18 protein-coding genes are annotated in these 25003 nt (G+C 40.3%); all 18 read right to left on the reverse strand.

Annotation, left to right across the window (positions count from 1 at the left end; all coding sequences use genetic code 11):
• Window positions 1-4621 (reverse strand): MBG domain-containing protein (locus J4N24_RS23135; protein ID WP_207536122.1); only part of this gene is annotated, 4621 nt, incomplete at its 3' end.
• 478 nt (window positions 4622-5099) lie between these two features.
• On the reverse strand, window positions 5100-6323 hold the full coding sequence (locus J4N24_RS23140; RefSeq protein WP_207536123.1) for a DegT/DnrJ/EryC1/StrS family aminotransferase: 1224 nt from the start codon (window positions 6321-6323) through the stop codon (window positions 5100-5102).
• A gap of 144 nt (window positions 6324-6467) precedes the next feature.
• Complete coding sequence (locus J4N24_RS23145; protein ID WP_207536124.1) at window positions 6468-8462, reverse strand: OmpA family protein; 1995 nt, start codon at window positions 8460-8462, stop codon at window positions 6468-6470.
• Window positions 8463-8488: 26 nt separating this feature from the next.
• Complete coding sequence (locus tag J4N24_RS23150; protein ID WP_207536125.1) at window positions 8489-9265, reverse strand: hypothetical protein; 777 nt, start codon at window positions 9263-9265, stop codon at window positions 8489-8491.
• A gap of 9 nt (window positions 9266-9274) precedes the next feature.
• On the reverse strand, window positions 9275-10159 hold the full coding sequence (locus tag J4N24_RS23155) for a hypothetical protein (RefSeq protein ID WP_207536126.1): 885 nt from the start codon (window positions 10157-10159) through the stop codon (window positions 9275-9277).
• 26 nt (window positions 10160-10185) lie between these two features.
• Complete coding sequence (locus tag J4N24_RS23160; protein ID WP_207536127.1) at window positions 10186-12267, reverse strand: LruC domain-containing protein; 2082 nt, start codon at window positions 12265-12267, stop codon at window positions 10186-10188.
• A 45-nt stretch (window positions 12268-12312) separates the two neighbouring features.
• Window positions 12313-12942 (reverse strand): NeuD/PglB/VioB family sugar acetyltransferase, encoded by a 630-nt coding sequence (locus tag J4N24_RS23165; RefSeq protein ID WP_207536128.1) that lies wholly within the window; start codon window positions 12940-12942, stop codon window positions 12313-12315.
• Between the two features lie 130 nt (window positions 12943-13072).
• Window positions 13073-13678 (reverse strand): sugar transferase, encoded by a 606-nt coding sequence (locus J4N24_RS23170; protein ID WP_207536129.1) that lies wholly within the window; start codon window positions 13676-13678, stop codon window positions 13073-13075.
• Window positions 13679-13688: 10 nt separating this feature from the next.
• Window positions 13689-14930 (reverse strand): phenylacetate--CoA ligase family protein, encoded by a 1242-nt coding sequence (locus J4N24_RS23175; RefSeq protein WP_207536130.1) that lies wholly within the window; start codon window positions 14928-14930, stop codon window positions 13689-13691.
• Window positions 14927-16039, reverse strand: coding sequence for a hypothetical protein (locus J4N24_RS23180; RefSeq protein WP_207536131.1), 1113 nt, complete (start codon window positions 16037-16039; stop codon window positions 14927-14929). Before J4N24_RS23180 ends, J4N24_RS23175 begins: the two co-directional genes overlap by 4 nt.
• A 2-nt stretch (window positions 16040-16041) precedes the next feature.
• Complete coding sequence (locus tag J4N24_RS25945) at window positions 16042-17169, reverse strand: glycosyltransferase family 4 protein (RefSeq protein ID WP_207536132.1); 1128 nt, start codon at window positions 17167-17169, stop codon at window positions 16042-16044.
• Between the two features lie 29 nt (window positions 17170-17198).
• Window positions 17199-18095: a glycosyltransferase family 2 protein gene (locus J4N24_RS23190; protein ID WP_207536133.1), complete on the reverse strand. Its 897-nt coding sequence runs from the start codon at window positions 18093-18095 to the stop codon at window positions 17199-17201.
• Window positions 18095-19174 (reverse strand): glycosyltransferase family 4 protein, encoded by a 1080-nt coding sequence (locus tag J4N24_RS23195; protein ID WP_207536134.1) that lies wholly within the window; start codon window positions 19172-19174, stop codon window positions 18095-18097. Before J4N24_RS23195 ends, J4N24_RS23190 begins: the two co-directional genes overlap by 1 nt.
• Window positions 19167-20213 carry an ATP-grasp domain-containing protein gene (locus J4N24_RS23200; protein ID WP_207536135.1) on the reverse strand — a complete coding sequence of 349 codons (1047 nt, stop codon included), beginning with the start codon at window positions 20211-20213 and terminating at the stop codon, window positions 19167-19169. The genes J4N24_RS23195 and J4N24_RS23200 overlap by 8 nt, the downstream gene beginning before the upstream one ends.
• A 106-nt stretch (window positions 20214-20319) precedes the next feature.
• Entirely contained in the window at window positions 20320-21474 is a 1155-nt protein-coding gene (locus tag J4N24_RS23205) for a CapA family protein (protein WP_207536136.1), read from the reverse strand.
• Window positions 21475-21479: 5 nt separating this feature from the next.
• Window positions 21480-22613, reverse strand: a complete 1134-nt coding sequence (locus tag J4N24_RS23210) for a hypothetical protein (RefSeq protein WP_207536137.1) — start codon at window positions 22611-22613, stop codon at window positions 21480-21482.
• Window positions 22614-22644: 31 nt separating this feature from the next.
• Window positions 22645-23892, reverse strand: a complete 1248-nt coding sequence (locus tag J4N24_RS23215) for an EpsG family protein (protein ID WP_207536138.1) — start codon at window positions 23890-23892, stop codon at window positions 22645-22647.
• Window positions 23893-25002, reverse strand: a complete 1110-nt coding sequence (locus tag J4N24_RS23220) for a glycosyltransferase (RefSeq protein ID WP_207536139.1) — start codon at window positions 25000-25002, stop codon at window positions 23893-23895.
• Between the last annotated feature and the right edge of the window lies 1 nt (window position 25003).

Genomic DNA, 25003 nt, shown 5'->3' on the forward strand with positions numbered 1-25003 from the left:
CATTGGTCTGGATCTGGTTACCGCTAATCTTGAAGGATGCATTATCTGTGCTTCCTGTTCCGCTTACTAACGAATAGGTAAAGGTTGCACTTGGATCATCACTTGTTGAGCTTAATGTTCCTGCTACAGTACTTACCGGAGCATTCTCATAAAGCGTACTTGCTGCCAAAGTAATGCTGGTTGGATAACCAGGTTTAACAGTTAATACACCAGGAACAAAACTGATCGCATAGTTAGCAGCGGTTGCCCCATTTACTGTGATTGGGTAAGTTCCCTGAGCTGAATTAGCAGTTGCTGTGGTAGAGAAAGCTGGTTGAGTAGTTAATACTGAACTCGTTTCTCCGTTTACAAAGCCTGAATAAGCTGCTGTGAAAGCTGGCAATGCCAGTCCCTGGAACTTCTCTTTGTTCTCAGCAGTGATCGTCAGCACTTTCCTACCAACTGTTAAGGTTCCTTTTACATAAGTTACAGTATAGTTAGCAGACGCTCCGCTTGCCGTGATGTCATAAGTCCCTATTCCTGATTGGGTAGTAGCCGTAGTGCTTACCGCAGGTGCAGGGTTAAGAGCTGTTTCACCATTTACCAAACCTGAATAAGTCACACTCAGTGCCGGGTTAGTATCACCATAGGTTTTTGCCTTGTTCTCTGCGGTTACAGTAAGGGCTTTCTTAGCTACCGTTAGTGTCCCTTTTACGAAGGTTACATCATAGTTTGAAGCTGTTCCGCTTGCAGTAATGTCATAAGCGCCTACACTGCTCGCTGCCGTTGCAGTAGTACTTACCGAAGGTGCAGGGTTAAGAATGGTCTCCCCGTTTACCAATCCTGAATAAGTTACACTTAGTGCAGGGTTAGCTTCACCGTAAGTTTTGCTCTTGTTATCTGCTGTTACCGTTAAGGCCTTCTTGTTTACAGTTAAGCTTTGTTCTTTACTTGAAGCAGGATCATATTCAGTGTTTCCTGCTTGCGACGCTGTGATTACTGTTGTTCCTGCAGAAACTACATGAACCTTGCCATTAACAATAGTTGCCACAGAGGTATTACTAGAGGTATAATTAACTGCGAGTCCAGAACTAGCTACAGCGCCAGCTACGAAATCTGCATCTCCATAAGTTTTTGTTGAATTAGCATCGAAAGCTATTGTCTGGGAATTTCTACGATTAACTTTAATTGAATAAGTTTTTAACGTCAAGCCATCTTCGGCAGTAACCGCAATTAAGATCGTATTTATTCCGACTGCCAGGTTAATAGCAGAAGAAGCTGTAGCGTTTTCAACTTTAACTCCATTTACTTTGACCGTAGCATTTGCATCAGATAAAGTTGGAGTAACAACAATGCTTGAGGTTGAATAATCTACATCAGTAACATAATTCAAAATCGCCGCGTTAAAGTCCGGACTAATAGAACCCTTACTCGAAGCCAAATTAGCAAGAGTAGCAACCGTGTTTAACGTTCTGAAACTTTTAGCTTCTCCATAAGATGTACCTACTGCATTTTTTGCGTAAGCTCTAACATTATAGGAAGTATTAGCAGCAAGAGAGCTTACTGTTGAAGAATAATCTGCTATTCCTTTGCCGATACTTAGCTTAGAATCAGCGGTTGTAGGATTTGTATTAGTAGCTGAATAAACAATACCGTACTCGTTCAACGGGTCCTCCTCACTAACAACAGTTCCACCAAGAATAGCAGACGTAGTTTGGATACCTGTAATACCATTAGTAGTAACTACCGGAGCCCAGTAATTATAAAGCTTACCAGTGAATTTATTCGAAGAATTATCGTTAAACGCTCTAGCTAATTGATTACTCTCAGCAGTTACGTTTGATTCTATTGAATAATAAGCAATAAGATTCGAAGAGGCTGGGTCGATAGTATTTGGAAGATTTGCAGCAATTTCACTGGCAGTGCGTGCTGTTTTCCAAATTCTAACTTCATCCATCTCTCCCTTAAATATCTCAAAATAATTTGCAGTAGAATACTCTGCAATACCCATATTAATCGAAAGTCCCTTTTTAGCTGCATTTATTGCATTTCCAGTGAAGCCAATAGAAACACCATTAACAAAGATCTCCGTGTTAGTGCTCTTCATCACAAAGGCTAGGTGATACCATTTATCTTTTGTAAATGCATAAGTAATGGAATTATAACTACTACCATTCCAAAGACCTATCCTGTCTAATTGATTATTAATATGGAAACTATAGCGAGAACCAGTAGTATTTCTTTCTCCAATTACAGTTGGGTTACCTGTCGCTGAACCTGCGACCCAGGTTGGCTTTACCCACATCTCAATAGTACCCTCTGTAAACTCTAACTCAGGGTTATTAGGAATGGATACATATTGATTAGAGCCATTAAATGAAAGAGTACTAGCAGAAGGAGGATTCAAAGGTGCCAGAACAGTAAAGGATTGCTTTACTTCTGTAGCAGCAGTGAAAACTTCATTTCCACTCTGAGTGCTTGTAATGTTCACTTTTCCTACCCCGACAATATGAATTTTATTATCGACAATTGTAGCTACAGCGCTGTTATCTGAAGCATAACTTACCGTAAGACCAGAGCTGGATGTAGCCCCAGGCGAGAAATCTTCTGAACCATAATTCTTTGCCTCGATAGGATTGAAAGTAATAGTCTGCATACCCTTAGGGGTGCCGGAGACCGTTTCAGCAAGACCGCTTTCGTTCCCCACCTTATCTGTTGCAGAGATACTGTAAAGATATTGAGATCCGTTGGTAAGTGACTCTTGCGTATATGTTGTTGTTCCGGCAGGGATAGACGCAATCAGCGTACTTTTTTTATCTGAACCTATAGCATATAAACTGTACGAAAGAAAATCTGCCTCTGCATTTGCCGTCCAGCTAATTACGTTCCGGGTGTCACCTGAAGTAACCGCCAAACCAGAGGGTATAGCCGGGGCTGTCTTATCAAAAGCAATGGAATAAAGACCTTCAGCATTTCCATAATTATTCGCGTCTGTTACAGAGTTAGGCTTGACTTTTAATTTCACAACGCCGTCTCCGGAAGGTATCAGATTAACAGTGTATGTACTACCTGATCCTTGAAGATCTTTAACTTCTGCATTTTCCGCTACTAGATCTTCTAAACTGAAACCAGTAACTGAATTATCAAATTCTATTGTAATGGCAATAGGATTCTCGTTTGTTATTGTTTTTTGAACACTGGTTAAACTTACGGAGAAGCTTTGGATATACTTTGAAATTTGTGAACCAGTACTAGAGTACCCATTGGCTGATCTCAAATAAACGCTTTCGCCTTTGTCTACCAAGATGTCATTATTAGGCGACATCATCATCATGATGTCGTCGTAATAATCTCTGCTTATATTATAACGCCATTTTTCCTTACCATTAGAATCAAATTTAATCAAAACGTCGTATTGGTTACTGGAGCTATAGTAAATAGAAGAGCCGATAATGTAAATATTATCTGAATTAGCGATCTTAATACCGGTGGGATAAAGGTATTTTCCAGATTCATCAGAACTAGAGCCAGAAGTTTTAACTTCCCATAAGAGTTCCCCGCTGTTACTGTACTTAATAGTAAACATATCGGTATTATTGTCCCGTCCTAAAACAACAATATTATTAGAATTATCTAGCGAAATGCGATAAGGCCATACATAAGGACTGTTACCATTATAAAATTTGGTCCAGGCAGTAGTAGCGTCAGATCCTAATTTTGTTAAATAAACAGCATACGAGCTGTTATTTGAAACTTGCGACGCAAGATATACATTCTGACTAGCGTCCAAAACGAAATCAACAATGCTTGAACTGGTATAATTAGCTGGAGTGGAAATAGTTTTACTCCAAATTATCTCACCGCTGGTGTCTAACTTTCTTATAGTGTAAGCTGAGTTATTTTGATCAACAACATAACTATTGCCCAAATTATCTACTTTCAAGAACGCCATCTGAGTGTAGCTACCAGAAGATACTACTTTTTCCCATTGCTTATTGCCTGAGGGGTCAAACTTTGCAACAATCGTCTTGTAGTTTGAATTTACGTAGTCAGTACCAGATACAATTATATTTCCTTTCGAGTCTACAGACCAGGGACCCATGCCAAAACTTGTAACACTAGTAGTTGGTATAAATTCGATCTGGAAAATATTATTTCCACTTTTATCATATTTCAAGATTGATGTTCTTGAACCATTAGTATTGTTCCCGTAATAATAGGAATAGCACACAACAACAATACTTCCATCAGCATTTAATTTAATGCCTCTTGGCTGATGAGATGTATCGTAATTATTAATTTTTTTTGAATAAGTTCTTTCCCATATCAACTCACCACTAGCATTGAACTTTTGAATCAGTGCAGGGGCATAACTTTGATTTTGGTTAAATCCCACGACATACATATTTCCTTCGTCGTCGAGTACAGAAGCTCCCTGATCAGAATAATAACTGTAGGAATATATATTTGGTAAAGTCTTCTTCCAACTCTCGCTTACCTGCGCGAAGCTTAATTGTCCCGGCAACAATAAAAACAAAGCTATTATTGTCCTGTATAAGCACCAAGCAATCTTAGCCCCTGATCTGTTACCGCGTCTAACCTTAGTAAGGCCTTCATTTTGTTTGAGTAAAAATCTCCTCATTGTTCTTTTAATAAATATCTAAATCCATATTCTTCTATTTGCTGGCTATAATCACTAAAGCCCAACCCTCACCGTCTATTTTAACTTCTTCATAAAACTCCCTTTTTGCCCTTTTCTACGCCGCAAAGAGACGCTTGTTATTGAAATTGAGTATCAAAATCAGTAGTTCGGACAAGAAAAACCCAGAATAAGAGTACATTTTGACGATAAGAACCCACAAACGGAACAGGATAGCCGTGGATGCCGGAAAACCCTTTCAATATTTTCAATTCATAATTGAAGGATCAAACAAGTTCTAATTAGAAGGCCCTGCAATCTATTGAGAGGAATAACTAATGGTAACCAGAATAACAGGGGGAAGGATAAGAGATGCAGGTAGGAATATTTGCAGTAATTACAAATATCAGTCCGAACAAAAAAGGTAATGGGAGCCGCCGACCTTGGGCTGGATTGTCAGACGGTCCCTTTAACCAAAAACTTATGCCGAAAGGTAATACTTTGCTGGCTGTAGATCTTGCAATACGGGGGTATTGAATATATTATCAAAGCATTCGAAGATCCTATCGAAATCTTCAAAACTTAGGTTACTGCCACTGGGAAGACAAAGGCCCCTGTTAAAAATATGTTCAGCTACACCATTCCCGAAATAAGGGAAGTCTTTGAAAACAGGCTGAGTGTGCAATGGCTTCCACACTGGCCGTGTCTCTATATTCCTTTCTTCAAACTTACGTCTTATAAATTCTGCATCAACACCGCCAGTTTCTTTTGGATTGATCAAAATTGATGTCAACCAGTAATTTGAGAAGAATTCGTCAGATGGCTCCTCCTGAAATGTGATCCCTTGCTGCGTACCCAGCTCTTGCTGGTATCTAAAGAAATTATCTCTCCTTGCCTTTACCCTATCCTCAATTACTTCAAGCTGTCCTAACCCTATTCCTGCAAGTACATTACTTAAACGGTAATTATATCCAATTTGGCTATGCTCATAATGCACCGCCTGATCTCTTGCTTGGGTGGCGAGAAATTTAGCTCTGTCTATAAGAGATTTATCATTGCTGAAAAGTGCACCGCCACCGCTGGTAGTGATAATTTTATTGCCATTAAAACTAACCACTCCTAAAGTACTCAGTGTTCCACAATGCCGGCCCTTATAAGTACTTCCCAAAGCTTCTGCACTATCCTCAATAACAGGAATTCCATATTTTTCTGCAATCCTTGTGATCTCCGTCATCTGGCAAGGCATACCAAATAAGTGCACCGGAATAATAGCCTTCGGTAATTTCGCTTTCTTTACACCGCTTGCCGTTTTAACCTGCCCGGCAAGGCATGCTAAAATGGCCTCCTCCAAACTTTCAGGGCACATATTCCAGGTAGCATATTCAGAATCGATGAATACAGGTGTACCTCCCAGATATCTAACAGGATTAGCTGAGGCCGTAAAGGTTAAACTCTGTGTAAGAACAAAATCATCCTCTCCAACTCCCAGCATAATTAAAGCAAGGTGTAATGCAGCGGTACCCGAACTTAACGCAGCTACGTAAGGTGTCTGAGTATAATTACTCAGTGCAAGCTCAAATGCATCCAGGTTTGGTCCCAAAGGAGCCACCCAGTTTGTAGCAAATGCTTGATTAACATACTTATCCTCGCGGCCGCTCATATGAGGCGAGCTAAGCCATACTTTTGTCCCAGTGAATATACTCATCTTAAAATAGCTAAGGAAGCTAAAAAACCCTTTTCTCTCTGTCTCCCGATCTTATTGTTGCTCAATAAGATGCAGACAGTTTGTTCTACGAATAATAAATACAGAAGTTCCACTTAACTTGAGGACAAGTGAAACTTTTATATTCTATGGCATCTGAATTTTCTTCAGATATGCATTGCGTAAACCCAATGCCTTAATCCTTCTAAGTCTGTCCTCTGCTAACTTCTCATCGTTAAATACGCCAAAGAAATACAAACTATGTCCTCTGTCGTCCTTCCGTTCAAACACATTGGCATTTAACCCTTTCAAATAAGAAATATTACCGTCGCCTACATTAGCAGACGAACCAAGATATATAGTGAAATAGTTTGTATTGCTTGATCTTGCAGAGTTGCTCGTATCTGCATCCAGCTTCATAAAGGTATTTATCCTTCCCAGCAGCTCTTCCTGAGACACTGTATCACTTCCAAAAGTGGTTTCGCCTAATTCCTGCTCTTTAAACCCTGAGAGATACAGTTCGCTTCTTCTGTTCTTCTGCTGCACAATATCTTTACAACCTTCACAATTATTAATTGGAGCCTTCTCACCATACCATGAAGTTGCAATCCTTTGAGTATCAATACCGCTGTTTTTCAAATAGTTCTTTGCAGATTTAGCCCTGTTTTGACTTAAAATTTTATTATAAGCAATACTCCCTCTCAAGTCTGTATGAGATTTAATCTGCAACGTCAGCGAGCTATCATTCTTCATGATGTTGCTTATCTTATTCAGTGTGAAGGCTGCGCTTGGTCTGATATAGTACTTATCAAAATCGTAGTAGATCGTATCTTTATAGAACACCCGGAATCTTTTCGACAACCTGCTATCCAAAGAAACAGCCATGGAGGTATCAGGATATGACCTCTCGGGTACAGCAGCAAGGGTGGCAGCCACAACAGAGTCACAAGGATTTTTATCTGGTGATTTCGGAGCATCCGGTACCGTTTTAATATTCGCCAGATTATTTCCCCCGCAAGGAAGACAGAAGGTGGTACCAAATGGAAGTAAAGCTTCCATCTGACTAATGAGTTTCCTATTATTTTCCTGGGTATATTTCTCCATATCCGCCGGTTTCTTCTTTCTCCATCCATACGGGAAAATGCTCAGGGAAACCTCAACGTGAGACACATCATAATAAGGTTTAAGGATCGGCATTTCGTAACTAACGTGAAAACCCACCTTGTCGTTAATATTCATCCCCAACATTCCGTATACAGCCTTCCAGGAACGCGAATACATTCCGATATTAACTGTTTTCTTCGGCATGTAACGATAGTAAGTTAAGCTATAAGTAGTTTCATGGATCTCTGTACTATCATCACGTTTGGCTTTATAATCCCTTAAATAAATTCCCTCTTTCCAGGAGTAATGCTCCACTTTCAAGGCATTTTTAGGATCAGGGCGGTAATAAATACTACTTAGTGCATTAACCCGGTATCGTTTAAGCAACCAGCCCATATTCTTGTACATCAGGTTATAGTCGGGATTGGTAATATTATATGCAGAAAAACCCGATTCAATCTTCAAACGATCCAGCGTCAGTTTATACTTTAATCCGGTGCTATAATTCATATAACCCAAAGATCCCTTGAAATTACCTGTTGCGTTAGCTGGAGTAAACCACCTTACAGGTCTTACATCGATAAGACGGTCGTATGGGCCTTTTGCCTCATCAACTGTTCCATATAAGTAGCTGGCCTGAAATCCAACCCGCAACTCCTGAAATTTATATTTGTCAATATAGAATTGCCTTGCCGCCGAAATACCAGCATATTTACCGGAGATAGGGATATTAGGAGAACCTGTTTGCAAATAATTCAAACCCACTCCCCACATTCCCTTCTTTCCTAACCGCATATCGGCTGATAGATTATAGAAATGATTATAGTCCTGCCTGTTACTGATCCTGGCAAAAAGCCCGGTTATCCTGGCGTTGCCTTCTTCAATATCACCTGTCTGGGCTGGATTAACCAACAATGGGATAGCTCTGTATTGAGAAACCCTGGCATCCTGAGCACTTGCTTTGGTTACCACTATTAATCCCAGAACTAAAAGCAACATTTTATATACTGCTTTTACTGTGTTAGTAAATTGGCTCACAACCACTTTATTGATTATTATGATTTTCAACTCGAAAAACAACTGATAAACTCCCTTATTTCCTTAATATTTCCCCATAACGCTGCACCTGTATCAATCCTCAGTACCGGAATTCCTATCTTATCAAGGAAACTGATCTTTGATCTATATTCAGCCACATTTTGCTCGATGTAGTCCCTAAGTTCACTTTCAGATAAACCCCGGTGACTGAACGTCTTTACACCGCCTTTTCTTCTTTGAAGGGCTCTTGCGAACACCTCATCAGCATCAAGTTCACAAGAAATAATGGCTGCAGGATTAACAATCAGATCGTTCAACCACGGCTCGGAAGGATATTTAGAAAAGAGTTCTGACGACAGGCCATGATGATGGTGTAACGGTCCTTCATCCAGAACAACTACATCATTATTATCCAAAATATTATTCAAAACACAGACATCATCGGCGCGCTTCTGGAACGCCTTCGTCCTTTTCTGAACAAGAGATCTGTCTGTCACATTACTTAATTTTTCAGATAATACCGAAAGCGAAAAGCTGTATTGATTCGTCAGGTTCCTTTCCAGGCTATTAAGCATCCTTACTGAAACCCCGTATCGTTTATCTTTAAATGCAGGCACCTTTAACAGTGCTTTATATAAGATATTCTTATTCAAACCAACCTTGAAGCGATAATTCGTGGCAGCCCTTACATGAGCTTCCTGAACACTAAGAAAGTTCCTGTCAGGAATGCTCTTATCTACTAACCTCGAGTATAAGAACGTTTTACCTACCCCTGAAGGGCCTAGAAATTCAATTACTTTCACTTCGATTAGCTATACGTCCTGCAAGACTTGTTCTTCCATAAAAAAATCGGAGGAGATACCGTAGTAGCTGAATAAATCATTTATTACCGTGTCATTTTCTCCATTTGCAATGTTCCTGGTAGTCAGTTGCTCTGCATTTGAACCACTGATAGAGACTAAGGATTGATTAGAGGAACTTGCAATTGAAAATACCTGCGTATTACTTCTAATAGCCATAACCTTTAACCAAAGATCATCTGCATGCAAAGCCATTTGTTTCAGCCTTTCTTTATCGAAAACGTCAGCATGTAAAGCGTTAGGTGGGTATAAAACACCGCATACTCCTAAAGCAATTAAGAGATGCGAAGGCTTCGAACTGAACTTGTAAACAGGCCATTTAATATAAGTAGCAAGCCTAGAATGTTCCCAAACAATAGACCGGGTCATCGACGCACAGATCGCATCAGGATATTTTACATGTCCTTTTTTCAAGTTCTCAATTAAGTTCGAAGGGTAAATTTTATCATCATCAACGGTGATGATATTAGCCTTCGGAAAAGCCTTCATTGCAAAATAATATTTGTTATGAGGTTTGAGGTTATCTTCTACAAATACAATTTGCAGGCCTCTTTTTTTCAAGCTAGTAAGACTTTCAGGTAGAACATCTTCATGGGCAAACTCATCCCGGGCCAGATACAAGATCAGACCATCAGGCTTCTCGCTTTGTCGTAGTATAGATTCTATAACGAGCCATAATTTCTTAATACGAGAGGGCTTAGAGGTTAGTGTTACAACCGTTACCCCATTCCTATTCAGATCATCGCTTATTATTATTTTAGCAAAGGGCGACCACCTTGTACAAGAGTACAAGAGGGTCGCCCAAAGATTTAAAAAAAAATTTTTGAGATCATTCATTTGAGAGCGTTAATATTGGGAGTCCTCTATGGATAAACCAGTAGAGATCCGGCCCTGTTTCCGGTAGCTCCGGTATACCAGTTTGTAGAGTTAACACCACCTGAAGTTACCCAATCTGAGAATTTCAGGAATGCTCTTGTCATTGATCTACCAGATTTAGTATATGGAATCTCAGATGGAACTTCAACAGCCCATGTTAAATTTGCTGCTGCACGACCACCATTACTTAAGTAATACTTACCTGTAGCTACAGAAGAACCATCATCTTCAGTACCAAATCTTCCTGTGTTCGCTAATACAGTAGGTCTGCGGTTAGAAAGATGAGTTTCTACGTTTCTTCTATCATTGGTAATAATAAACGGAGATATTTTGTTGAAATCAGCAACAGAAATAGGTGTTTTAAACCTTACTGTAAATGAAAATCTTTCTACAGGTCTGGTAATAGCACCGTCACCGGTGTTATTCACCACATTTCCTCCCATTATTGTACTAGCGGCAGTAAATACTTTCACAACAACATCTTTCGTATGGCCAGATTCAACGGCGTAAGTCCGGCTAGTGGTTGTATTCGAATTTACATTAGCAAGGTTATAATTATTTACAACCTGTACATTATTTGGAGAAACATCAGGGATCATCACACCAAAGCTGTTGTTCAACTGCGCAGACAAAGCCTTCAGATCAAACGTAAAGCTGATATCCGTTACCTTTCCGGTTTCATCTAAATAGCCAGTGTAATTATGGTTGATAACCAAGTCGTTCATATCAAAGTCGCCAAGTCTAGGCCAGCAATCTTCAAACAACAATGTTCCTTTCAAGTTTTTGCCAGGGAAGAAAACATAATCCTTATCAGTACGTGGAACGTCTGGTAGCTTAGGGTAATCCTTCGTTGGAATTGCCTCGTTAGGTGTCCAGCTTGCAAAAAATGCTACATCGGAGTAATCTGCGTCAGTTCCATCTTCAATAGCCCATACGATCTTATTGGTTGTCTGGTCATATAATACAACCATACGCTCTGTAATACCAGCCATATTACCAGAAGTTCCTGCTGCATTGAACCTCTTATCTGAATAATAGGTTGTCCGTGCAGTTCTGATAGTTCCAGGAGTATTAATATCAGTACTAGGAATAAATCCATTAGCGATAATGAAGAAACCTACTGTGGTTCCTGGATTGAAAGATCCATCAGCATTCGGGCCTTGCAGCTTTACAGTTTGCCCGGCAACTAAACCGCTGTAATCAGAAATCGCACTTCTGGATGTACTAGGAAAAACATATCCCTTATTTACAATTGCTGCAGGAGAAGCAGGAGGATTATTACTATCATACCAGTAGTAACCAAGAGTATTGCGGTATGTAGAAGTTGCAAACATGAAAGAGATCGAGATATCCGCAGTCTGACCCGGCTTTAGATCTAATACAATGTTTCTTGGAATCGAAGTGTTCAATAAAGCTGGATTCACCTTAGTCTTATAAGGAACTGCCGTTTGAAATCTCTTCACGAACATTCCACTTACATAGTACGGGTCGATAAGATAATTAGGATATCCAACATTGTTCCAGGTACGAGCAACTGCACTAGTGCTTGCCGATCCACCTGAAATACTCATTACTTTATTCGATAATTTCAAACTTGAAAGCGTTTTATTTTTAGCAACAGCAGCATCCGCACTGTATTGCAATTTAAAGCCGCTTGCAGTTCTATTTAACTCAAACACTTCAGGAATTCCTAAAGACTTAGATAACAGGTAAATTTTTTCTACATAGGTTGGAACTTTGATTTCTGAATTGTACTGTCCGTTCTTGTTCAAAGTAAAGCTTGAAATCATCTGAATTGAATCAAGCACAGCAGGATCATCAAGACTAGCTGTTGGATCTTCAAGATACACTTCGAATTGAGCACCTTCATAAGGTGTTTTACCCAACAATAGGACTTCTGCACTTAAAGGTTGTGATTCGGAGGTTGCATAAGAAAACTTATCCGGCACCACCATCGTTGCAAAATCCACACCGCCCTCTTCCTCAGAGGTGGTCTGACTCTCGTTCTTCTTACACGAGGATAATAAAGCTATTGCCAGTATTGGAATAGCTAATAAGGTTTTGTTCATGGAACGCATCGTTGTTTATTTGTGTTATTTATTTTTTTTAATTGCTTAACTAGAAAGACGTACTCTTCCTGGAACTCCGACGATTTTTGAATCTGCCGTAACATTTTCAACTAACATCGCCTGGCCTCCAATTACAGCCCCATCTCCAACTATTATATTCTGCCGGCTCGCTGCACCTATTCCCACATCTACCCCTTTTCCTATCTTGGTGTGTCCGCCCAAATTAACCCCTGGCGCCAGGCTTGTACATTCTCCGATACTGCAATTATGGCCAATCGCGCTATTCATATTTATTACAACAAAATCCTGAATATCACAACCATAATTGATAGACGCGCCGGGATAGACAATACTCCCAACCCCTATCACTGTACCCCTTGATATCCAGGCATTCCTCGATATCAGGGTTGGAAAACTTAAGCCTTTGTTAGCCTTGAGCTTTTCTATTATTTTAATCTTAATTTTCGGAAATGCTATTCCTATAACAACTGCTAGATTTTCCCTTTTCTGCAATAGATCTACCGGACCCAAAACTTTGTATCCAAAAATTTCTGTCCCCTGCTTCTTTGGATCATCATCTACAAATCCTAAAAGATTAAGGTCACCAGAATATTCCTCAAGATTTAACGCTATGTGTCCCCCAACACTTCCAGCGCCTACAATTATCAGGTCCATCAGCAAAACTCATCAATGGCCAGTGGGCCAATATTTCTCATGTATTCGATCAGTAAAAAACGTTTGTTACATATTTTTTACTTTTTCAAAAACAATATCACTACTCGGCTGTAAAGGTAAAAAATTTTCTCTAATTATTCCCGGTGAATCTAGGCATCGGGACTTCATTTGAACTATTGATATCACTTGCCTTTAAAACCTTTAAAACTGTCATAATCAGTATATTGAAATCAACAGCCAGCGACATATTATCTACATACCAAACGTCTAAAGCAAACTTTTGCTCCCAGCTTATACTATTCCTTCCATTAACCTGAGCCCAGCCGGTAATTCCTGGTTTCACCTCGTTCCGGCGTTTTTGAAAATCACTATATAATGGTAAATAATCCATCAGCAGTGGCCGGGGGCCTATTAAACTCATATCCCCTTTCATAACATTGAGTAATTGAGGCAATTCATCTATCGATAGCTTTCTTACCAGTTTGCCGACAGCAGTTAACCTGTCTTTATCCGGAAGTAATCTGCCGTTTTTGTCCCGGGCATCCCTCATCGTTTTAAATTTAACAATGAAGAAGGGTTTACCATGAAGTCCTGGTCTCTGCTGAAAGAAAAAAGCATCGCCATTATTAACTATCTTAAGGATGATGTAGGTCACTAAAACCAGTGGCGAAGTTAAGATCAACACCAACAGGGCTATAAACAGATCAAATATGCGTTTTAGGAAAAATCTATACATTTCTATTAATCTATTGCCTCTTCCATTCATTTTTATAGATCGGTCTCTTACCAGACTTCTGAGGCTTAATATCCTCTACCATAAGAATATCTACAATTGCTTTTACTCCAAGTACCTTCAAAAGGTTCCCTTTAATCTCGTCTAATATCTGTACCGGGATCTGGGTCCCAGATTTAACCCGAAGTTCATAGTGCTTTTCCCCAACCTGGGCGAATTGGAATTGATTATAAAAATTTCTTTCTGTTAAAGGCTTATGAATTAAAGGTCCGAGGGAAAGTGCAGCAATAGAATTACCCTCCGCGTTATAGATCATCTCGGTAGTCCTTCCCGAGATAGCACTTAGAGACATCAATTGTCCTTCCTTGTATTCGTGAGCAACCGCTATATCGCCGGTATCGTAACGTACTATCGGAACAAGATCAGCCTTTAGATCTGTAACTACAACCTTACCCGCTTCTCCCGCTGCCACCGGAAGATTATCATCCCCTAAAATTTCGACCAGAACATTATACCTATTGGTATAATAAACCCCACCAAACTCCCTTTGCTGAGCAATTAAACCTACTTCTTCATTACTATACCGGTCAGTTACCCTGCATCCAAAAGCCCTTTTAATAAATTTCCGCTTTGTTTCGTCCGTTGGTTCAGACGTGAATATTATAGCATTTACAGGATGATCAATCTTGTTTTCAGCTATATAAGCAGCCAGTTCGTAAACAACTGATGGAAATCCTATAATAACTTTTATTTGCTGGTCGCAAAGCAGTTTAACAGTTTCAGCAATCTGTTGTTCCGAAAGGTCTTTAGGAACAAAGCGATATTCATTCCTCAAAAACTGCCACCATTTTGGTTTCTCTTTTGCAGCGATAAGAAGAAATGGATCTCCAAGGGAATAGCCTGCAATTTCATTAAAATAGGCAAAGGAAGCAGTTCTGATACCAGCTCTTTCTTTAGAATATGGCAATTTAAATGGCTCTCCATACGAGCCACCAGTGTAAGCATAGGAATGAATGCTGGAAGGGTTTACACCAGGCAATCTACCAGAAATATCCTTCTTTGTCATCAAGGGCAAAGAATTCCATTCATTATAATTATATCCCCATTTAGACAAGTATATCTGAATGTCCTCTTTCTTAATAAGACTCGCATACGTATGTGCATCCCTGATCTTTTTAAGGTGATCATTTATGGATGTGCCAACTACACCTGCGTAGGCATGAAATAAAAGTTTAGAAATTATCCTTCTGATCATAGCAACGAGCTAAACTCTTTTGAACTCATAAACTCAACATCCGGCCATCTTTTAACTACTGCAAACAAGAGATTGTCCAATTCATTGATACCATGCTTCCTGTTCGCTTCATTCAATCCCCCCACAAAATTCACCCGGTGTGTTCCTACAACAGCGGCTTTTCCACATAAAAATGCGCCTTGTATCTGGCTTAACACGTGAGATATTCCTTTGTATGAGCCTTCGGAAGGCTCGAAATTACAATTGCGAACATAGTACTTCAGCCCCTCTGAGCTTTCCTGACCAGTTACATAATTTTTGTGCTCATACGCCCCACGCTCATTCCTCTCCAAACGTTTATGAGGAACAGCATTGAAACGTATTCCCTTTTCAATCAATGTTGAGTTAAGGGAAGGTACAAAGACAGCATTCGGTGCATTGAAAACATCGGGCGAGCATTTAAAGCCAGCCTTAAAAATATCTATTCCCTCCTCCAGAGAACGCTTCAGACCTTGCAAACCCGATTCTGATTCAATGTAAAAGTTTGGCCTGAAATCCCTGGCCTGTGCAGGGAAACCTGCGGGAGAAAAAGAAGCATACTCATTCTCGAATGCGATATGTATCCTCTTGTCATCCATCCGCAAAGCTTTCAACCAAAGCTCCGTAGCGATATGCTCTCTTCCATGAAATTGAGGTACAAATAAATTAGCAGTAATACCCTGTTTCCAAGTATTCATCATGTTAGTACTGCCATAACGTCCGTATGTTTCTTCGAAGGTTTCATACTCGTATACCTGATAGCCATTTTCTTTAATCCTGCCAAAGTCGGGGTTTGCCATATTGCAGAAAGGACTTATTACAGCCTTTCTTCCGCGCTGATCAGTATGCTTACTTAAAACATTGAACAAAGCTTCAAGATCCTCACTCCGTTCCAGTGCGTCGTTCCTTCCATACCTGCTTTTATCAACTGGAATTCCAGCTGCTACTAAATTTGCAAAAGCTTTTTTGGAAGGCATCCGGATACTTCCCCAGTCGTCTGCTTCTATTACAAGAATTTTTCTTCCAATCCTTTTTCCTGGAATATTTTTAAAAACAGAGACTAATGAACGCTTTAACGATTGAAAATTCATCACTATTTGTCTAAGTACTCTCCATAAACCTGATCCATAAATGCCAGAGAATTTTCGATTGAAAATAATTTCATCTTCTCCGCACTTCTGTCTCCGAACGTTCTCGCCAGATTTCTATCGATGTACAGCTTACTTACGTAATTAATAAATTGCTGTATATTCTCCTGTTCGAACAGGAATCCATTCACATTATGTTCTATCATTTCCTTATGCCCACGATCCTCGGTCGCAACCACCGGAATTCGGCAGAACATTGCCTCTGCCAATGCTAAGCCTAAGCCTTCATGTTTGCTGGCAGAAATACTAAGGTCTGTTATGGCAAGTAGCTGATCGATGTCTTTGCGGAAGCCCAGAAATTCTACATGATCCGAAAGCCCGTGTTTTGCAACAAAATCTTTCATATCCTGAAGCAATACACCAGAGCCGGCAAACAATACTTTCACAGTAGGAATAAAATTTCTCAACTCCAGCAATGCTTTCAAAACGAAAATATGATTTTTTCTTTTTATAAAATTAGCAGCATATAGCAGGATAAAACTGTCAGGACTATAGCCCGCTGAGCGCTTCAACGGAGCTTTATCCCCAAGTTCGGTATGGTCAAAACGAGAAGTGTCAATTCCAATACCTCTCATATAACGTGTTTTCCCAGCCCTGAAATCCTGCTCTGCAACATCATAATCCTCCTTATTAATGGTAATGAGAACATCCGTGTACCTGGATAGATATTTTTCTACGGAATAGAACAACAACCATGAAAGCAACGGTCCTCCCTTATAGAAATGGAAGCCATGAGATGTGTACATCACAATCGTTCCCTTTTTCCGCGCTCCCCTTGCTGCTAACCTGGTAATAGCTGAAGGTATTGGGGTATGGCAATGTATAATATCGTACTTACCCTTATCAATAATATTTTTGAGCTGTTTGTATGCAGAAAAAAGTTGAGTGGTAAAAAGGGTACGCTTAAACGGAAGATTAAAGGTATTGTGTGTATGCGGTACTATTCCATCTCCCCGAACTTCCACTGCCACATCAATCACACATCCTTGAGATTCAAGAAGTTTGAAGTAGGGCAGATGGAAAACCTGCAAATGAATATCAGAAGTTGCAACAATAAGTATACGTTTACCCACTCTACCAGAAATTAATAGCCATCATACAATTAATACTTTTCCTGCCCCTGCAAGATATTAAAGAGTCTTCTAACACGATTGAATTCAGCAAGCTGAGCTATTGTAGGATTAATGCCTCTCCGGTTAACAAAAAATTCTGTTCCGGTAAAAGGCAGCAGAAAGAACATGATCAATGTTTTAAGAAGGGCAACCAGTATTGTTTTGGCCGCCACTACAGGGGTTTTAGCTAGTAGCGCCATGTTCCGGTTTATAATAAGCAGGTTTGTTTTTAAGATCTTTTTACCAGTAACTGATACAAACTCAGAATAGTAATAAAGAACCTCCCCTGCAATCATATACTTCCTGCCATCAAGGTACCGGATAAAAAAATCAGTATCCTGAGCCAATTTCATCGACTTGTTGTAAGTAATAGCTTTTGCAAGGTGCAGCCTCACTATTGATGGCGCATGGGGAGCATCATACTTTCCTGCCACTTCTACCTGTCGTACGCAATCTGTTTTTGCCGGATTGGCTCCTCTTACCTTTAGCAATTCAAATTTCCCGTCGTAGGAGCCCATGCCGCAGCTTACCAGATCGAGATCAGGGTTTTCTAAAAATAGCCGGATCTGCTTTTCAAGCTTTTCAGGATGAAAAAAATCATCTGCATCAAGAAATGCGAGAAAATCGCCTTCTGCTGCATCTAACGCTGCCTGACGGGCATAGGGCCTGCCCTGATTTTTCTCAAAGTGAATCACCTTAAAACGATCATCCTTCAGGCTATCCAGGTATAATCTGGTACCGTCTGTTGATCCATCATTTACAATATAACAGACCCAGTTCTCATAGGTCTGATGCAAAAGACTTTTAACGGCAAGTTCGATGGTCTTTTCGCCATTATAAACCGGCATCATAACCGCAACAAGCGGATTGGTTGACAATAAAGGCATTATATTAAATGAGAGGTAATTGTAGTTAAAAATCGTTCTCCTGACTTTTCAAAGGAAAGCTCTTCCTGGATCAATCTCGCTTTATTGCCTGTTCGTATCCGAAGTTCAGGATCATCGATAAGACGTTGAACAACATTAGCTAAACCGCTTGCATCTCCGTCCTTTACCAGAAAGCCATTCTCAGCATGTGTAATAATATCAGAGGGCCCTGCAGAAATATCATAACTTACACAAGGAATGCCGGCGGCCATCGCTTCGCATAAGGCGTTCGGAAAACCCTCACTTCGTGAAGGAAGAACAAAGATGCCCGCTTCGGCATACACCCTTGTCATGTCACTTACTTTTCCCAGGAACACTACACGTTCCTTAAGATTCAGCCGGGCAACCTGCTCCCGCAGGGCCTGACTTTGAGGGCCGCCGTCTCCGGCAAGTACCAGGCTCCAGTCTGTTTTTAACATAGCAAAAACATCCAGAAGACGGTCTAATCCTTTTACATGATAATGCCGGCCTACTCCAAGTATATAATTCTTCCTTTCCAAACCCGAAGGCTCTACTCTTTTAACCGTGTTAGGAATAATGGTGATCTTTGCTTTTGCCCCCAATAACCTTTTCTTTTGATCTGAGGCACGACGTGTCTGCGCGATTATTCCAGCACTACTGCGATAAGTGAATTTCTTGAACACTGTATAAGCCCGGCCGAAATTTTTATCAGGACTGGATCGATCAGAAACATATACGGGCACTTTAAGTCCTTTTAAAGCAAGCAGAACCAAAGCATTATGGTAATCACCAAAAGAAAGTACGGTATCAAAATTTCCCATTTTAACCCGCGACCGGACGTACTTAAGTAACTTCAAATAATAGATATGCTTAGACGTGGATCTATAGTCCAGTCGGGGCTCTACCAACTGTATCCTTTCGTCAAGCTTATAAAACTTGTCAAAATTATAAAGAGTAATATATGTAACCTGATGCCCTCTTTCGCAGAAATAATTTGCCAGATTAGACATGGCTCTTTCCAGTCCTCCCATTTGCAGGGATGGCGAAATAAGACAAATTGAATACGATCTATCAGTCATTTGCTACAACCCTCCTATTGTTAGTCTGGCTTACCTTATCAACGACCAGATCAACCATCCAGGCATAAGGGTTCATAGAACCTTCGGTCCAATCCAGATTCTTATTCCAGAACCCTGGACATGAATCATAGGCTGGCGCTCTGAACCCATAACTAATTTCTATAATAACAGGTTGATGATCTTTAAATACGATATCAAAAGCAATACACTGACATTTCAACACATCATTTGCTTTAAATGCAAGTTCCACTGCACTTAGCGGGATATCCTCCTTCCTGTAAAGGATGTCGCCTCCGCCCGATGCTCTGAAGTCATTTTCTCTGACCATTCGCTTAATCGCAAAAGCTTTATTATCTATTACGATCACCCGTATGTCGCTGTCATTTCCCGGAATAAATTCCTGAAAATAGGCATATCCTTTTTCGCGGCCTTTAACATCAGCTGCCTTTGTAATATAGCCCAGCCTGGCCACGCCTCTTAAAACATTCGAGAAGGTTCCCTTGCCTGTGCGGTACTTACGATACCTTTCCTTAAGATTACTCCATGCCTGGTAATTACTAATGCCGCTGCCGAACACTTTATTAATAATAGATCTGCCTTCGGCCCTGGTCTTTATCAATTCGACATTTGAAGAACCCGACCCGCCCCTTAACTTAAATACTTTCGGTAAACTTGTTGAGTCCAACCACTTCAATGCCTCCTTTTTATTGTAAAAAACAAAAGACCTGGCAGATGGAATATCACAGGCTTCAAATAAGTATTTCTGGCCCACTTTATCATCAAAGTGCCAGGTTGTTTTAAAATCAGGAAAAACTACTTTTCCAGCTAATTCAAGCGAATACAGTAGCTGACGGGCGAACAATACATCTTTTGGTCTCATATGGCTATGATGCCACATTAAAGCATCACAATCCTTGAGATCATTCATTATATCAGAAGCATAACAATCAACAACCTTATAAGGTATCCCTGCCTTCTGGCAGTAGTCTATCCATCTGGTTGTAAATGAATCTCCTTCTTTATGTATCGCTATTTTCATTTTAAGATTTCCAGGTATCTTTATTCTTTTCAGTAAATGCTATATCCTTTTTCTGATTAAATCAGCATATAGTTTCATTTCTTTTAAATTTCTGATGACCAATAAATTAAGAAGAAAGAGATTTTAGCACATGCAATAAAACGTCTTTATGCGCTTCGCAGCGTACAAGGTTCAGGTGCAGCCTCCTTTGTTGCTTCGTAAAGAAGTACGGTAACACCTTAAACTTCTTTAGCCCTCTGATCAACCTGTTATTAAATGGTTCGAGATAGCTGGTATAGATGTACTTCTTCTTGTTACAAAATTCGCTAAACCTGTTATATAATTGCTTGTCATCCTGTATCACCTCAGATAGGGCACTTACTTCTTTAGTAAATCTCTGCAAGTCCTCACCCTCTATCTTTCTAACGCCCGGCTCTGCCATGTTCTGGATGTATGGAACAAGAGCATACTTTAACCCATCCTCCGCAAGTGTCAGTTCCACACAAAACCCTTCATTCCAAATGGTATTAGTATGCTTAGGATTTTTACTGCCATAGGCATCAAAAATAAAGTTCCCGATACCATAGAAAATAGGTACTTCCTTATACACTTCGAAGCCGCTGTAGCAGTGCTGATGATGATTGATTAACACGGAAGCACCAGCCTCAGCATAAAATCTATATAATTCCTTCATCCTTGGACTTGGCAACTGGTACATCTCGTGTCCTCCATGTACAATAAGAATTACAAAGTCAGCTTGTTGCCTGGCCTTCTGAAGTATATGATAATTTTGAATAACATTCAGGGAATGAGCACCGGGACTATCATCCGAGGTTGTTGAAAACTCGTTCTCACTTATATTAACGATTGCAATCCGATGGCCCTTAAGAGTTATATAGCTGGTTTCGCTGGCCTCGGAGGAGTTCATGCCTGCACCCACAAAACCCGTATTATTTTCTTTCAGGCATTTGATAGTATTACTTAAGCCCTCAGCGCCGAAATCCATGATGTGATTATTGGCCAGTGTCACCATATCGAAGCCTGCATCCTTTAAGGCTTTGATCGCTGAAGGCTTTGCCTTTAAGGCTGGTCCTGTCTTTTCAATCACCTGATCTGAAGAAGTAACTACGCATTCCAGATTTACGATTGAAAGATCTGCGCTTTGGATATGCGATAATAGATCATTAAAGATCTTCCCAACCTCCCCGGCCTCTGCAAGTCTTTCAATCCGGTTAGCTGAACAATAGTCACCTGCAATAAACAGTTTAACGTTCTCTTTCATTCCTATTAATGCAATGCTTTTTTTAAGATTAACTGACCTAACTGATCAGAAGACAAAAACTCGACATCAGGCCACTTTCTTACGATACCCCCTAAAAGGCTGTCCAGTAAGCGAAGGTTCTCATCTCTATTATCCTGCACAATCGACCCCATAAAGTTAAGCCGGTGAGAACAGATGATCGCGGGTGTTTTCCAGAGAAAAGCAGTCTCAATCTCTTTAAGACAATTGTCAATCGCGCTTGCTCTATTCTGCCTTAAGGAAGGCTCAAAATGGCAATTGCGAACCGTATACACCTGATTCCTGGCATTTCGTTCTCCGGTATAATGCTTGATAAAGCGTTTCTTAGAGAGATCTGATTTTACCTGTACCCGGCCCGATTGGATTATCTGAACGCCTCCCTGAAGAAGGGCCTCTTCTACTGTATCCTCCCAACAGTAATTAGGAGCAATGAAAGAAGCGGAATTATAGTTGAATACACGGGTAAAAGAACTTAAAGCCTCCTCTATAATGTGCTTATAATTGCCCTTCTCGCTCTCTTCATTGTAGTCGTAAGCCGCGAGAAAACTTCCTCTTTTTTCGGTTGTAATAGTTTGGCTTAAACCGAACAGGTTTTGCTCAAAAGCCTGCATTGTTTCCCTCGAGTCCGCGTTAAGGAACTTTAACCATCTCAAAACATTCACATGCTCTCTTCCATGGCACTGTGCCTTTAACAGGCCTTCTTTAATACCTGTATGCACCAGTTCTAAAGATCCTTCCCGTCCCTGGTATCTTTTATAAGTTTCCGGAAATAATTCGTTTTTGAAAGTTAAAGGACTGTCCTGCTTCATAGCATCAAAGTCAGGATTAGCCATTATGAAATTTGCAGTAATAAGTGCAGGCTTATTTTGCTTGTCCTTGTGTTTAGAAAGCACCTGGAACAGTTCTGATAGATCCTCTCCGCTTTCCAGCGAGTCGTATTGGTTATACGGGCATTTATCTACCCGTATGTTCTCTTTCAGCAATCGATCGTATGCCTCCTTCGATGGCATCCGGATACTCCCCCAGTCGTCAGACTCGATAACAACGATCTTTCGCTTGGTTTTCCACCCGCGATAGCTTAGAAGATTATCAGAGAACTGTTTTTTTAATTTAGTGATCATTATATGCTTCTTCCCTTCCAGTATTAATAGCTTAGTTCTTAATAAAATCAATCATTGCCATACCCGGATCTACTATACTGATTAAAGGATTCCCTATGAAAGTTAATACGTTGATGGTTTGGAAACCGAGCCTGAACTGAAATACTACAAAGAATACAATTAACGGCAGGCATACCAGAACTGCACGTTTAATAGCCCTTACCTCCCACCAATAATGCTGTAAGATCAAAAACACAAATCCGTAGAGCAAAAAATAGCTGATCATTTGAAACCTTCCCACTGATGGGATTATCCCGATGATGTTAGTTACAGAGCTAAAGAATAATATAAAAGCAAATACATAAAGGTAAACGGGATTCTTTTTAAGGATCTCAGAAGACCGGAAATAAACCAGGGTGGCTAATAATAAAGCAAAATATCTCAGAAAATCCGAGCGCATGATCACAAACCATTTGGTTGATTGCTTTGCCGTTTCAATACTGTCTGCATAATCCTGATTCACATAGGTATGTAGCTTCTTCTGAAATATAGCCGGCGAATAACGCATCAGAAAATCCTGCAGCGGCTGTAAATTAAAAGAGGTGACAAGAAAAGAAGCAAGGAAAAGATAGAACAATACCTTAAGGTTCCATTTTACAACCGAGGAACTGATCACAATAACCAAAGGAATGATAAAGGAAAAGTGAAAAAGGATGGAGACCGAAGCCATCAGCAGATGCTTCCGGTTCCTTTCGCCATACAAATATTGTAAAAGTCCGTACAGAAATATATGAGATGCAGCCCAAAACCTAAAGCCATTGATTGACCAAAAAGGCATCGCCAGTGCTACTATTGAAAAAATTGCGACAGAAAGGACTGGCAGTTTCCCTTCTACCTTATCTAACAGGAACCATAGGTTCCGGGTATAGAAAAAGCCATAAATAATGGCAAAGGAACCAAAAAGTGCAGAAGGATTATCAGTGAACCGCGACACAATGAACTGGATCACCGGGCAGGCGAAATCAAGAAAGCTACTTTCCTCGTCAGTAAGAAGACTGCTCAAAAAGTTTTCGAAGGTGATCTCCTTATTATGAAGAATAATAAAATTTTCAGCATACCTGTTGGCGTCCATTTTATCATCGGAGATCACAAAATTGAACCCGTAAAACACTATAAAAGCCCACAAAATATTCTTAGCCCACCCTGGATTATTATTCCTCAGGGAATACAGGAGTGTCAGGAATGGCGACAATAAAAAAAGCAGCCAGATATAGAGGGTAGATTTATAGTCCTTTTTCAACTAAACTATATTTAAAAACTTCCGACAAACATTCTGGATACGATACTGATCCGCATCCGGAATGATCAATTGATTTTGATAGTTCCCCTCTAAGAACTCCAGAAAAGCCTCGGTGTTAAACCCAAAAGTTTTTACAGAAAGAATGGGCTTCTTAATAATGGCATAATCGATCAGCTTACTGGGCGACTGCTTTGGTCCTTTGTTCTCGAAGTTAACCACAAAATCCATCTTCTGTAACTCCTGCAAAAGGTCTTGCCTGGGCATTGCAGCCTTTACTACAATTCTCCCTTTCGACGCTGCCTCATATTTCCTTACCTGCTCCACATTTTTAGTATAGATGAAGAAGCGAAATTTGAGGTCACTCTTACAGATGAATTCGAAGAATTCATGAGGATCACGGATCCCCGGAATCAATGTTCCCGCATAGGCGAAAGTAGGCACCTCATTACTTGCTTCCTCCTCCATTAACCTTACATCTTCAAATCTAAAGCCTTGTGGGATCACATGGATCTTCTTTCTGAATTCGGGATAATAAGCTGTTATAGCATCTGAAATAGGTACGGTAATAGCATCAGCTTTACGGCAGAACCACTTCTCAAAATATTTAAAGTAGAAAACACGCTTGAAGGTATCATTCTCTCCTCCCATAAAAGGATCTCCACAATCCGCTATCCATTTTTTAGCCACTTTGTGTTTGTCTGATACCGCCATGGCAGTTCCCCAATGTACGGTATGAGGCGCGGCAATAGTGATCATCACGTCATAGAGCTCAGTTTCCTTTTTTAGCGCTTTATTAACCATAAACATCATTTCACTCTCCGGAAAGAGGAAAAAAAGATTGGTTAACCTGGCTACAGCCCTTGTGACAAACCGATGCGGACCAGATTTTGCAATCTGCACCGGCTTCCAGCTGGCTTTCCCTAAATCTTTAATTACCAGCTTATGCTGTTTTTCAAAATCATCATGAACCCCTTCCTTCCGTGGAGTGATCACTGTTACATCGTGACCGCTAAAAGCGAATTCCTTCGCCAGCTCGGTTGTTCTAAAAGAGCGGGGCGAGTTATCCGGATAAAAAGTGCGGCTTACAATAAGAATCTTCTTTTTTTCCATG

Source organism: Desertivirga arenae (assembly GCF_017355785.1).
In the GTDB taxonomy this organism is placed as follows: Bacteria; Bacteroidota; Bacteroidia; order Sphingobacteriales; family Sphingobacteriaceae; genus Desertivirga; species Desertivirga arenae.